Consider the following 13,020-nt stretch of genomic DNA (forward strand, 5'->3'; position numbering starts at 1 on the left):
TTCCGGTGCGTGATTCTTCGCGGGTCGGGGAGTTGTACCGCCCATGGGAATCGGGAGAGTGCGCGGGTTCGTGACCAAGCCGGTCGTCGTCGCGGTGCTGGGCCTGGTCGTTGTCGCGGTCGGCCTGGGGCTGTACTGGTTCCAGCCGTGGAAGCTGTGGACGGACGACACGGTACGGGAGCCGGTGCCGACGCCGGCGGCGACATCGACCGCCGGGCCGCGTACCGTCGCGCGCGGCGAGCTGATCAGCCACGAGCACGACACCTCCGGCTCGGTACGGCTGCTGCGGCTGGCCGATGGCTCGTATGTGCTGCGGCTGGTGGACCTCGACACCAGCAACGGGCCCGATCTGCGGGTGTGGTTGAGCGACGCGCCGGTGGAGAAGGGCAGGGACGGCTGGCACGTCTTCGACGACGACGGGTACGAACACGTCAGCCTCGGCGGCCTCAAGGGCAACAAGGGCGACCAGAACTACCAGCTGCCCGCCGATGTCGACCCGACCGCGTACACGAGCGTCAGCATCTGGTGCGAGCGGTTCAATGTGTCCTTCGGGGCGGCGGAGTTGGCGCGGGACTGAGTGGTCCCGCCCCCCCCGCCGCCCCCAGGGTCTAGTAGCCGACGCGGAACGTCGCGTCCGCCTTCTCCGTCGTCGTGGAGATGGGGTCGATCCGCAGCGCGTAGTTGGAGTGTCTGATGTAGCGGGTCGGGAAGTTGTACGAGCGGAAGGACGCCCAGGAGGAGTCCGCGAGGCCCGCCGTGCGGTAGAACGTGGCGTCCCCGGCGAACGACGACGTGCCGTCGTTCTCGTCCACCCGCAGGTTGTAGCTGTAGTGGCGCAGATAGCGGGTGGGGTAGTTCACCGACTGGAAGGAGATCGCCGAGGAGTCGGCGAGGCCCGGGACCAGCTTCCACTGGGAGTCGGGGAACGGGTCGAAGGGGTACTCGTCGATCCGGCCCACGAAGCCGGCGTGGCGGACGTAGCGGGACGGGTAGTTGTACGACTTGAGGCGGTTCCAGGCGGGCGCGCCCCACTTCGCGAGCAGGTTGGTGTACTCGGTCGAGGTGATCGGGTGGATGCCGCAGTGCTTGGAGTTGAGCGGCTGGGTGTAGAGCTTCTGGTCGAGTGCCGTCCAGGTGCCGGAGGCCAGGTCGCCGGACTGCCAGACGTAGAAGACGCCGTTCGGGGTGTAGGTGTCGCCCCAGAGGTACCACGAGTTCGACGTCAGGGACTTCACCACCGTCGGCGCCTCCGTGCCACCGTGCGCGACCGCCGTGCTGAACGGGGTGAAGCTGCCGGGGGTGAGGGACGTAGACCGGGCCCCCACGAGGGTCTGGTCCTTCTTGAAGTAGAGGTAGTTGACGCCGTTCACGCCGACCGTGAGGTTGCCGTCGATGACGTCGTAGCCGGGGTCGAAGAAGACCTGGGGGTTCGCGGTCGTTTTGAAGTCGGTCGTGTAGCTGACCATGATCACGTTGTGGCCGCTGCTGTTCACCGACGAGTAGAGGATGCCGTACAGGCCGCGCGAGGCGTCCCAGTAGGCCTCCGGCGCCCAGCTGTGGGTGTTGCTCATGTCGTGCAGCTTCAGCAGCCGGTAGCCGGTGAAGGTGCGCAGGTCGGTCGAGTCCCAGACGTGGATGTTCACGCTGGTGCGGGTCCAGTCGGTGCCCGACAGGTCCGTCGCCAGTACGACGAAGGTGCCGTCCTGCTTGCGCATGACGAAGGGGTCGCGCAGTCCGCCGGCGCCCAGGGTCGGGGTGACCACGGGGGCGTTCTGGTTCAGCGGCATCCAGTTCAGCCCGTCCTGGCTGACGGCCAGGTGCAGGCCGTAGTTGGCCTCGAGCATGGTGTTGGACTCGGTGAAGTAGACCATCGCGTACGCCGAGTCGGCGGCGTGGGCGGTGCCGGCGCCGAGGGTCAGCGCGCCGGTGGCGGCCAGCGGGACGGTCGCGGCCATGCCGAGGAACGTGCGGCGGGAGGGGCCGGCCCCAGGGGTCACGTCGTTCACGTCAGGCTCCACTTCTGGTTGTTCTGGCCGTTGCAGGTCCACAGGACGAGCTTCGTGCCGTTGGTGGTGGCCGCGTTGTAGGCGTCCAGGCAGAGACCGGAGTTGACGTTGACGATCGTGCCGTCGCTGTTCACGTTCCACTGCTGGTTGGTGCCGCCGTGGCAGTCCCAGATGACGACGCGGGTGCCGTTTGAGGTGCCGCGGTCCCAGGCGTCCAGGCACTTGTTGCCGTACACCACGAGTTCCTTGCGGGAGGTGTGGGTGAAGACCTGGTTCTGGCCGCCGGAGCAGTCCCACAGCTGGGCGTCGGTGCCGTTGGTGATGGTGTTGTCGTTGAGGTCCGCGCAGCGGCCGGAGCCGGTGCCGGTGATCAGCGTGCCGTTCGTGCCGGGCAGCGGTCGTACGACGATGCCTTCGAGGGTCGGGGCGCCGGAGAAGGCGATCGTGTTGGCGCTGCCCTTGGTGAGGCTCACCTGGACCGAGATGTTGCCGGGGCTCGAGCCGGTCGGCGGGAAGGAGACCTTGGTGGAGGTCTGGCCGTTGACCGTGAGGGTGCCGACGCGGGCGGCGGAGGTGTTGTTCGTGTAGGAGACGTCGACCGTCTTCAGCCCGGTGTTACCGGCGACGACCCCGGAGAAGCTCGCCGTGCCGTTGTACGTGCTCGCCGACTGCTCGGTGCCGCCGGTGATCGTGAGCATCACCGAGCCGTTCGCCGGGACGCTGGTGGTGTGACTGGTGCCGGGCGTACCGACGTTGCTGTGCGACCAGAGGTCCCGGACCGTCGCGGCCGCGTTGGTGAGCCCCAGGTCGGACCAGCGGACGGTCATGTTCTGCGTGGTGTTGGTGCGGTTGAGGAGGACGACCGCGCGGTTGCCGCTGCCGGACAGGACCTTGCCGTAGACCTGGAGGCCGGTGGTGTCCTCGGCGACCTTGACGCCCTGGAGGCCGCGCGGGTCCTGGTCGACGGCGATGACCTCGGTGTTCTTGAGGATGTTGGCCGTCTCGGTGGTCATGGTGGTGAGGTCGTTGCCGGCCAGCAGCGGGGCGCCGGAGACCGCCCACAGGTTCATGTGGGTGCGGTCCTGGGCGGCGGTGAGACCCATGCCGGCCATCAGCATGTCGGGGTCGTTGTAGTAGCCGGTGTGCTGGGCCGTGGGGTGCACGTTCCGGTCGTAGTTCGTCAGCATGCTGGCGTACGACAGGGTCTGGCCGTGGTAGAAGATGTCCGTGTTCGTCCGCCACATGGGGCCCATGCCCGGGGCCCAGTTCCAGGGGTTCTGGTAGCCCCAGTTGCACAGGGACAGGGTGAGCGGGCGGCCGGTGGTGGCGGTCGCCTTCGCCACGGCGTCGCTGATCGCCTGGTAGGTCGTCTTCGCGTTGAGGCCCTCGGCGTCGCCGCCGCACCAGTCGACCTTCACGAAGTCGAAGCCCCACTGGGAGAACTGCGTCATGTCCTGCTCGTAGTGGCCCTCGCTGCCACTGCCGGGCGCGGCGGGGCGGCCCGTCGGGAAGTAGTACCCGCAGCCGTCCTTGCCGGCGTCGGTGTAGATGCCCGCCTTCAGGCCCTTGCTGTGGATGTAGTCGGCGATGGCCTTCATCCCGCCGGGCCACTCGGCCTCGTCGACGGTGATGTTGCCCGCGCTGTCACGGGTGCCCTGCCACCAGCCCTCATCGATGTTGATGTGGTCGTACCCGGCGGCCGGCAGCCCGGCGGCCACGAACGCGTCGACCTGCTTCTTGATGACGTTGTAGTCCACCTTGGCGGCGAACGCGTTCCAGGAGGCCCAGCCCATGGGTGCTTCGGGAACCGGGATTTGACGGCTTGTCACGGCCACCGGTTCGGCATTGATCTCGGTGTCGACCGCGGGGGTCGCGCCGCTCGGCTGGGCGAGGAGGAGAGCTGCGGTCGCGGTGGTCGCCAGGGCGAGGGCGCGGATACCGGCAGATCTGCAACGGCGGCGGAAAGAGGGGGACATGCGGCTCCTACGGCAGATATCCGGGGGGATCGATATCTCGAACAAGGATCGGCTCGCCGAACGTATCGGCGCGGCTGAAAGTAGAGCCGTGAGGGGTGGAAGTCAACGGATGTGACAGAACAAGACGATGCCGAGCCCGGGGTGGGCTCGGTATCGCGCTTCGACGGACCGGATTTATGACGGGAACCGGGGCACGCCGAGTCGGTAGGGTGGTGTTACTTCCTGTAACCCGTCACCTTTGCGATCCACTTGATGAAGTCGGCCGCGTCCTCGTTGGCCCCGTGGCCGGCGTCCCAGTACATGGCGGCGTCGACGTCGTCACCGAGGTTCTCCAGCTTCGCGGCGAGGTTGCCGACGACCGTGAGCGAGGTGTCGCTGTCCTTGGTGCCGACGCGGATCCACCAGTGCTTGGCCCGCCCCGGGTTGGCCTTGGCGAGGAAGGGCATCGGGTTCATCAGCTTCAGGGTCGCGGGCAGGTCGCTGTCGAGCCGGGCGCTGGAACTGCCCTCGTGGCGGAGGCTGTAGAGGGTGAAGTGACGGGCTTCGGTGGTGCCCTTCCCGAAGAGGTTGTTCTCACCGGCGGACAGGTCGAAGGCGTCGAAGGCCGGGGTGTCCTTCTTCCGCGCCCCCACATGCGTGAGGAAGTCCTCCCAGGAGAGGGTCGCCTTGCCGTTCTTCCAGGTGATGAAGGTGTTGCTCGCCAGATACGTCGTACGGTCGGTGTCGGAGAGCGCGGCCAGATACGCGGTGGCGGACGGCTCCAGGAACGTCCTGACCAGGTACTCGTCGAGGTTCCGTACGGTCAGTGTGCCGAGCCCCTTGGCCTTCAGCTTCAGGGAGGCCTGGTAGTCGGCGAACGCCGTCCTCAGCTCCTTCGACACCGTCTGGTCGACGAGCGAACCCGAACCGAGCTTGTTGGAGCCCCAGTTCCACTCGTACGCCATGTCCGCGTGTTCGAGGTCGGTGATCGGACACCAGTCGCCGCTGGCGAAGATCGCGTCGGAGGCGTCGGCCGCGCCCGTCTCCGCCAGGTACGAGTCGTACAGCGGGCTGTCGCCGGACGCGCCAAGGAGCGCGGACAGCGCACCCCCCGCACTGGTCCCGGACGACACGATGCGGTCGGTGTCGCCGGGGATGACGCCCTTGTTGGCACGGACGTACCGCACGGCCGCCTTGAGGTCCACGATGGCGGCCGGGGCGACCCCGTAGTAGACGCCGTCCGAGTCGACGAGGGTACGGCCGCGGGCGCCCGGCTCCACGACGACGTACCCGGCCGCGAGCGCGAGCTTGGCGTTGCTGACCGTCTCGCCCTGGCCGTCGACCTGGCCGTTCCCGCCGGAGTCGACCTCGCCGGAGCCGGTTCCCGTGGAGGCGGATGCGCTGGGGGCCGCGCTGCCCGGCATGCCCGTCATCGCGGCGCCGCCCACGCCCGTCGCGTCGGCCACGGACGACGGCATGTAACCGCCGACCGAGTTGGCGAAGAGGATCGGCGCGTCCGTGGCGTCGACGGTCTTGCCGTCGATCTCGACCGGGACGCTGACGTTCAGCGACTGGTACTTCTCGTCGACCGGCTTCGTGACGTACGTGATCGCCTTGTAGAAGTGGTACTTGACCGTCTTGTCGCCGTCGTCCGTGGTGATCGTCGTCGTCACCTCGGTGTAGTCGTCCTTGTCGAAGGTGAGGGCGACGGCGGAACCCGTCGACCCCGAGGCCTTCGTGCCGCTGCCGCCCGACGCCTGCGCGTCGAGGGCGAAGCCGCCGATCGCCGCGACCCCCGCGGTCGCGCCGAGTCCCACGATCACGTTCCTGCGCTTGACTGCCCGGTGCTTCACGGCTCTCTCCTCGCCACTCACTCGACTGTTCTCTGCTGCGATGCGGCGAACGTAACAGCGGTGGCGGCAAAATCGTCAACAATCTTGTGTCATTCATCGTCGACACACAGCGACTCACAGTGGGCGCACAAGAAGCGGCCCCGGAGTGCTGCTCCGGGGCCGCTTCTCACCACCTTCTGTCGCCTACCCGGCTACTCCGTGGCCGTGGGCCGCCGCGAGGCCTTCATCGCCTCCTCGACGTCGTCCAGGGGGCAGATCCGATACGTGTACGTGTAGTCGCGGTTGGCGAAGAGCTTGTACTCGTCGTGGGTGTGGGCGCCCCAGCTGTTGTCGCCGCCGATGCCCATCTGGCGGTGGTTGACGCGGAGCACCACCGCGTCGCGCGGGGTGAGCTGGAAGTCGTGGCGGACACCGGCCGACAGGTCCTCGGGGGTGAAGTGCGAGGCGTTGAACTCCAGCAGCGTCCCGGGCTCGGCGGAGACCAGCAGCCCGGAGCCGGTGCGGCCCGTGAGGGCGACCCAGCGGACGTCCGTCTTGTTGCCGTTCTCCTGGGGGCGGATGTACGAGGACCACTGCTCGGCGACGGTCCCGGAGTACAGGCCCACGTCGGTGCCGTCGTTGCGGTCCCAGTGGTTCTCCTCCGGGCCCCGGCCGTAGTAGTGCAGCCGGTCCAGGCGGCGGGGGAGGAAGAGCATGCCGCCGACCTCGGGGATGTACGGCAGCGAGGACGCGCCCGGGTGGAGGGTGTGGTCCACCTTGATCTCACCGTTGCCGAACACGGTGTACGTCGTCGTGTACGTGGACTCGGTGGTCGTCGGCAGTGTGCCCTTGACCTCGACGATCACGGCCCGGCCGGCCAGCGCGCGCACCTCGACGCCCTTCACCTCGCGCCGTGCGCCCGCGTCCCGCCAGGTCTGGTTGCGGGTGTGCTGCCCGTTGCCGTTGTCGTTGTCGGTGGGCGCCCGCCAGTAGTTGGGCACGGGCCCGGAGTCGATGAGCCGGGTCCCGCCGGCCTTGTACGAGGTGATCGTCCCGGTCTTCTTGTCGACCGCGACGGAGAAGTGCTTACCGGTGACCTTGACCGACGCCGTCGTGTCCTCGTACGACAGGGTCGGCACCTTCGCCAGCGGTACCGGCTTCACCGCCGGGCCGCCCGCGTCGAGGGCGAGCTGCTGCTTGGCGACCTCGAAGCCGGCCTTCGCCCATGGGGTGCGCTCCTTGGTGGTGAAGGAGAGCTGGAGGAAGTACTCGGTGCCGGGGGCGGGGGCAGCCGGCGGCTTCACCGGGACCGTGATGTCCTTGCTGGAGAGCGGGGGGACGTCGAGCTGGGCGCGAGTGAGCTTGCCGCGTCGGACGACCTTGCCGTCGGCGACCAGCTCCCAACTGCCGTTGAACTCACGGATGTTGGTGAAGAGGTACTCGTTCGTGAGGGTGATCGCGCCGAGGCCCCCTGACCTCCGCGCGACATTGATCGCCTGGTAGATCTGCTTGACCTCGGCGGCCTTGCCCGTGTGGGCGCGGTCGGCGGTGACGATGCCGTCGGCGACGAAGGCCCCGTCGTTGGGGTGGTCGCCCCAGTCGCCGCCGTACGCGAAGAAGGTGCGGTCCTTGGGCTTCTTCTCCTCGACGCCGACCGTGGCCGCGTCGAACCAGAAGCGGACCCCCTCGTCCTTCGGGCCCCGGCTGCTGGACGCCAGCTCGGTGGCGCCGAGGGCGCGGGCGTACACCCGGGCCCGGCGGATCGTGCCGCTGAACTCGCGGGTCGGGTTGTCGGTGTCGGTGCCGAGGGCGAGCGGGGCGGTGTTGTTCGCGGGCTTGCGGGTGGTCGTCCGGGTGGCCTTCGCCTCGCCGTCGACGTAGAGGGTGAGCGTGCCGGAGTCGGCGTCGAAGACACCGGCGATGTGGTGCTCGGCGCCGGTCCAGCCGTCGGCCGGGAGGGCCCAGGTGGCGCTCACCCACTGCCCGCCGCCGTAGATGAAGAACTCGACGCTGTTGTTGGTCTGCTTCAGCGCGTACTGGGTGTCGCCCTTGGCGAGGATCGGCTGGTGGTAGCCGGTGAAGTGCGGGGTGACCCAGGCTTCGAGGGTGAGTGAGCCGGTGAGGTCGAGGGAGGTGTCGCGGGCGAAGACGGTCGCGTACGTGACGCCCTTGTCCCGGTCGAACGTGCCCGAGCCGTTGACGATCTCGCCGCGCAGCCCCTTCGGCCCGGACTCGGTGAACAGCTTCCGCGTCGGGGTCGGGGTGGTCAGCGACTGGTCGACGAAGTCCCAGATCCAGCCGCCCTGGAGGACGTCGTGGCGGCGTATCAGGTCCCAGTACTTCTTGAAGTTGCCGGTCGAGTTACCCATCGAGTGCGAGTACTCGATCATCACGTAAGGCCGGGTGTCGGCGGTGTCCTTCGCCCGCTGCTCGACCCGCCCCGGGCTGTCGTACATCTCCGAGCGGATGTCGCTGATCGTCGGCCGGTCGTCGCCCTCGTACTGGACGACGCGCGTCGTGTCGTACGACTTGATCCAGTCCCGCATGTTGACGAACGTGCTGCCGCCGCCCGCCTCGTTGCCGAGCGACCAGATGACGACCGAGGCGTGGTTCTTGTCGCGGTGGACCATGTTCTGCGCGCGGGCGACACAGGCGGCGGACCAGTCGGGGTCGTTTCCGGGGTAGCGATCGCGAATGCCGTGTGTTTCGAGGTTCGTCTCGTCGACGAGGTAGATGCCGTACTCGTCCGCGAGTTCGTACCAGATCGGGTTGTTCGGGTAGTGGGAGGTGCGGACGGAGTTGATGTTCATCCGCTTGATGATCCCGATGTCCTTCACCATGTCCGCGCGGGTGAGGGCGGTGCCACGGTCAGGGTGCATCTCGTGCCGGTTGGTGCCCCGGAAGGAGACCGGCCGCCCGTTGATCCGCATCCGCCCGTCCTTGAGCGCGAACTCCCGGAACCCGACGCGGTGCGAGAGCGTCTCGACGACCTTCCCGCGTGGATCGCGCAGCCGCAGCACGGCCGTGTAGAGGTTCGGATGCTCGGCGGACCAGAGGGAGGGGGAGGGTACGGATTTGCTTTTCTGTACGGTCACGTCCTTGCCGACCGCTCCGACGGAGACGCTCTGCTGGAGCGGCCGGGACCAGACGGGGTGCCCGCGGTCGTCGTAGAGCTGCGTCTCGACGGAGTACGACGAGCCGTCCTGACCGTCCTTGTAGCTGCGCACGCTCGCGGTGACGGACAGCTCGGCGGCCTTGTAGTCGTCGCTGAGCGGGGTGTCGAGCTTGAAGTCGCGTAGGTGGACGGCGGGCGTGGAGTAGAGGTAGACCGAGCGGAAGATCCCGCTCAGCCGGATCATGTCCTGGTCCTCCAGCCAGTCCCCGTCCGAGTAGCGGTACACCTCGACGGCGAGGTGGTTCTTCCGGCCCGGCTTGAGATGCGGGGTGATGTCGTACTCGGCGGGCGTGTACGAGTCCTCGTGATAGCCGACGAGTTCGCCGTTGACCCAGACGTAGTGCGCGGACTTCACGCCCTCGAAGTGCAGGAACGTACGACGCCCGTCCCAGTCCTTCGGGACGGTGAAGGTACGCCGGTACTGCCCGACGGGGTTGTACGTGGTCGGCGCGGCGGGCGGCTGGGCGTCCTGGCCCTTCCCGTTGGGCCCCCACCACGGGTACGTGATGTTGATGTAGATCGGGAAGTCGTAGCCGTGCAGCTGCCAGACGGCCGGCACGGGGATGGTGTCCCAGTCGCTGTCGTCGACGTCGGTGCCGTAGAAGTCGGGGTCCCGGTCGTCGGGCCGGTCCGCGTACGCGAACTTCCACTTGCCGTCGAGGCTCAGCCGGTACGGGGAGTCGGTGCGGTCGGCCTTGAGCGCCTGTCTGACGTCCGCGTACGGCATGAGAGTGGTGTGGGCCGGTTCGGTGCCGACCCGGAAGAGGGCCATGTTGCCGTTCCACTCGGGGTTTCCGGCGGTGTCGGCGTCCGGTGCGGCGGCGAACGCGGTGCCGGGGCCGATGCCGGCGCCGCTTCCGGAGAGGGCGAGGGCACCGAGTACGGCGGCCCCGCCCTCCAGCAGCCGACGGCGGCTGACGACGGGGCGGGACCGGGGTTCGGGGTGGGGGTGGGGATGCGGGTGCGGGTGGGGCATGACCGTGGCCTTCCTCGGGTCGGACGTTGTCCGATGTTGTTGGGAAACCGGACAACTCCTGTGGTGAGAGGGGTCGTTGAGCCAGGGTCACCCTAAGGACTCGAACAGAAGCGGAGCAATGATTCTGTCGGACTTTGTGTGGTCGTGAGGTTTTGTGGCTCGCGGCGGGTGAGGGTGTCTTGATGTCATGTATCTTGACGTCGAGACATATGGGGAACGTGCCGAGATGTCTGGAGGGGCATCATGAGTGACGCTCGCGGGTTCGACAGCATCCCTACGACCACCGTCGCCGACGTCCTCGGACGGGAACAGGTCATGGACATCGGGATCCGTCCGCTGTGGCCCTCGATGCCCCGTCTGGCCGGGCCGGCGTTCACCGTGCGGTGCCCTCCCGGGGACAACCTGATGCTGCACGCGGCGATCTACCGCGCGGCGCCGGGCTCGGTGATCGTGGTCGAGTCGGGCGACCTGGACTACGCGCTCGCCGGGGGCAATGTCTGCGCGGTCGCCCAGCGGCGCGGTGTCGCCGGGTTCGTGCTGGACGGGCTGATCCGTGATGCGGCGGAGGTGCGGGAGGCGGGGTTCCCGGTGTTCGCGCGGGGGGTGATCCCGATCCCCGGGACCAAGGCGGCCGTGGAGCCGGTCGATGTTCCGGTGTGGTGCGGCGGGGTGCGGGTGGCCCCCGGGGACATGGTGGTCGCCGACGAGGAGGGTGTCGTGGTCGTGCCCGGTGGCCGCCGGGAGGAGGTGCTCGGCGTGGCGCGGGCGAAGCTGGCGAAGGAGGCCGCCGAGTCCCTCGACGCCTGGGAGGCCGCGCATCGGGCGCGGATCGAGAAGGCGTTGGGGGAGGCCCTCTCTTGAGAAGGGGTGGTTGACCCGTTTCGGTGCGGGGCGGCGCGTGGTGTCGCCCGGGTCGGCTTGGGTCCTGCCGTTACCGTGCCCGCATGGTGGCGGGTCTGGCGCTGGCGCTGTGCGCGGCGGTGTGCATGGGGTCGGCGACGGTGCTTCAGGCGCTGGGCGCGCGGCGGGCGATGGTGGTCGAGCCCGGGCGGGGAGGCCGGGAACCCGTCGGAGCTGCCCAGGAACGGAAACCGGTTAAACCGGTTACGCCGGTGGGCCAGGTACGTGCGCCGGCCGGCCCGGAACGTGCCCGTGCGAGGGCCGTCGTCGCGGCCCTGCGCGGCTGGCCCTTCCTGGCCGGGGCCGGGCTCGACACGCTCGGTTTCGCGGCGGAGGTCGTCGCGTTGCGGCTCGTCCCCCTGTTTCTGGTGGAGGCGGCGGTCGCCGCGTCGTTGGCGGTGACGGCGGTGGTGGGTACGGCTGTGCTCGGCCTGCGGTTGCGGCGCGCGGAGTGGGGCGCGGTGGCCGTCGTATGCCTGGGCCTCGCGACGCTGGCCGTCGCCGCCGGGCGTGAGGGGGAGGGGGACGGGGACGCCCGGATGCGGTGGACCGTGCTGGGCGTGGCGCTGGCGGTCGTGGTGATCGGGTGGGTGGCCGGAGGCCGGCTGCGGCGCGGCCGGGCCGTCGTCCTGGGCGCCGCCTCGGGCCTCAGCTTCGGCGTGACCGCGATCGGGGTCCGGCTGCTGCCGGAGGTGACGTTCCCCGGCGTCGCTGCCGAGCCGACCGCGTACGCCGTGGTCGTCTCCGGCCTCGGCGGCTACCTCCTCCTCGTCCAGGCACTCCAGTCCGGCTCGGTCACGGCCGCGACGGCGGCGATGGTGATCTGCGAGACGGTCTGGCCGGGGGCGTTCGGGGTGCTCTGGCTCGGCGACACGACCCGGCACGGGTACGGGGGCCTGGCGGTGGCGGGGTTCGTGGGCTGTGTGGCGGGGGCGGTGGCGTTGGCGCGGTTCGGGGAGGCGGAGGCGGAGGGCGAGGGGCAGGGGCAGGGGGTGTGATCGGGGGTGAGCGCCAGGAACAGGGGGTGTGAGCGGGGATGCGCGGGTTCGACGGCGGTGGCATATGACGCTCCGTCAGATTTTACCTTCCGCGCGGCAACCCCCTCCCGCCCCTGCGGCGACCACACCACGCAAGTAGCCACAACGTGGCAACCGAGCACGTGAAATCCCGCCCCCACCAAGGGAGTTCACCATGCGCACGCGTACGGCACGACTACTCACCCTCCTCGTCGCCATCGCCGCCCTGCTTCTCGCACCCGGTATGACGACCCCCTCCGTAGCCCAGTCGGCCATCGACTCCGCCCGGGCCGAGGCGACGGAACAGGCCCAGCTCCGGGCCGCGGTGTCGGCCGCGGCGGAGGACTGGAACCCGCCCTCCAACCTCGTCCAGCCCCTCAACCAGGTCTGGAACCACGTCTCGTCCACCTACCCCGACCTCTACGGCTTCCGGAACTACGGCTGGGACCAGATCATGGCCAACCGGGGCAGCGTCAACTACTGCGTCCGCTGGGAGTCCGACGCCCCGGTCTCGGCGTCGCTGCGCGACCAGATCCACGCCGCGCTGAAGAAGCAGTTCGGCAAGTGGATGGCGGCCATGGTCGAGAACGGCAGGGGCCACAACGCCTGGCCGTACACCTCCGTCCCCGTCAACATCGTCGGCTGGGCGGTGAAGAACCGCTCCACCCTCCAGTGGACCGACAACTCCGTCGACATCTACACCAACAACCTCGACGGCGCGGGCGCCCCGCAGTGCGCCCCTGACTGCGGCCGTTTCTTCCACCAGGACGGCAACTACTCCCGCTGCCCCGGCGGCGCGGCCCGCCACTACGACCAGTCGCTGTGGCTGACCGAGGGCTTCCAGGGCGGCGCGGGCGGCGACTGGGGCCAGCGCGTGGGCCGTTCGTACTTCACCGGCGCCCTCAACCAGGAGAACATCCACATCTATCTGCACGAGGTCGGCCACACCTTCGGCCTCGACGACTTCTACGACTGGACGCCGACCGGCCAGTGCTGCTTCCTCATGAACGCGGGCAGCGCCGCCCAGATCACGGAGTTCGACAAGTGGATGTTCCGGGACTTCTGGCGGCATCTGAAGTACCGGTGGGGCCTCTGAGCACGTCGTAGCACGCGGGCGGTGCCATGACGGATGACATCTGTCATGGCACCGTCGTGAACAT

8 protein-coding genes are annotated in these 13,020 nt (G+C 68.9%); 4 read left to right on the forward strand and 4 right to left on the reverse strand.

All coding sequences use genetic code 11. The features are described 5' to 3' along the window. The first annotated feature begins 49 nt into the window (after positions 1 to 49). The gene (locus SGFS_RS30170) at positions 50 to 577 is read left to right on the forward strand and encodes a DM13 domain-containing protein (protein WP_286260139.1); all 528 of its coding nucleotides are present in this window, start codon (positions 50 to 52) and stop codon (positions 575 to 577) included. A gap of 31 nt (positions 578 to 608) precedes the next feature. Here SGFS_RS30170 and SGFS_RS30175 read toward each other — a convergent pair whose 3' ends face one another. From SGFS_RS30175 to SGFS_RS30190, 4 genes are all read right to left on the reverse strand, one after another. Continuing rightward, complete coding sequence (locus SGFS_RS30175) at positions 609 to 1,955, reverse strand: glycoside hydrolase family 43 protein (protein ID WP_286260140.1); 1,347 nt, start codon at positions 1,953 to 1,955, stop codon at positions 609 to 611. Positions 1,956 to 2,002: 47 nt separating this feature from the next. Beyond that, positions 2,003 to 3,982 (reverse strand): RICIN domain-containing protein, encoded by a 1,980-nt coding sequence (locus SGFS_RS30180; RefSeq protein ID WP_286254930.1) that lies wholly within the window; start codon positions 3,980 to 3,982, stop codon positions 2,003 to 2,005. 215 nt (positions 3,983 to 4,197) lie between these two features. Beyond that, on the reverse strand, positions 4,198 to 5,814 hold the full coding sequence (locus SGFS_RS30185; protein ID WP_286254931.1) for a subtype B tannase: 1,617 nt from the start codon (positions 5,812 to 5,814) through the stop codon (positions 4,198 to 4,200). Between the two features lie 191 nt (positions 5,815 to 6,005). Next, positions 6,006 to 9,944, reverse strand: a complete 3,939-nt coding sequence (locus SGFS_RS30190; RefSeq protein ID WP_286254932.1) for a glycoside hydrolase family 2 TIM barrel-domain containing protein — start codon at positions 9,942 to 9,944, stop codon at positions 6,006 to 6,008. 243 nt (positions 9,945 to 10,187) lie between these two features. Between SGFS_RS30190 and SGFS_RS30195 the strand changes: the two genes are divergently transcribed. The 3 genes from SGFS_RS30195 (at position 10,188) to SGFS_RS30205 (ending at position 12,956) form a co-directional block, all read left to right on the forward strand. Next, the gene (locus SGFS_RS30195; protein ID WP_286254934.1) at positions 10,188 to 10,805 is read left to right on the forward strand and encodes an RraA family protein; all 618 of its coding nucleotides are present in this window, start codon (positions 10,188 to 10,190) and stop codon (positions 10,803 to 10,805) included. An 83-nt stretch (positions 10,806 to 10,888) separates the two neighbouring features. Beyond that, entirely contained in the window at positions 10,889 to 11,842 is a 954-nt protein-coding gene (locus SGFS_RS30200; RefSeq protein ID WP_286254935.1) for a hypothetical protein, read from the forward strand. Positions 11,843 to 12,035: 193 nt separating this feature from the next. Further along, the gene (locus SGFS_RS30205) at positions 12,036 to 12,956 is read left to right on the forward strand and encodes a hypothetical protein (RefSeq protein ID WP_286254936.1); all 921 of its coding nucleotides are present in this window, start codon (positions 12,036 to 12,038) and stop codon (positions 12,954 to 12,956) included. Positions 12,957 to 13,020 lie beyond the last annotated feature (64 nt).

The sequence above is a fragment of the Streptomyces graminofaciens genome, from assembly GCF_030294945.1.
Lineage (GTDB): Bacteria > Actinomycetota > Actinomycetes > Streptomycetales > Streptomycetaceae > Streptomyces > Streptomyces graminofaciens.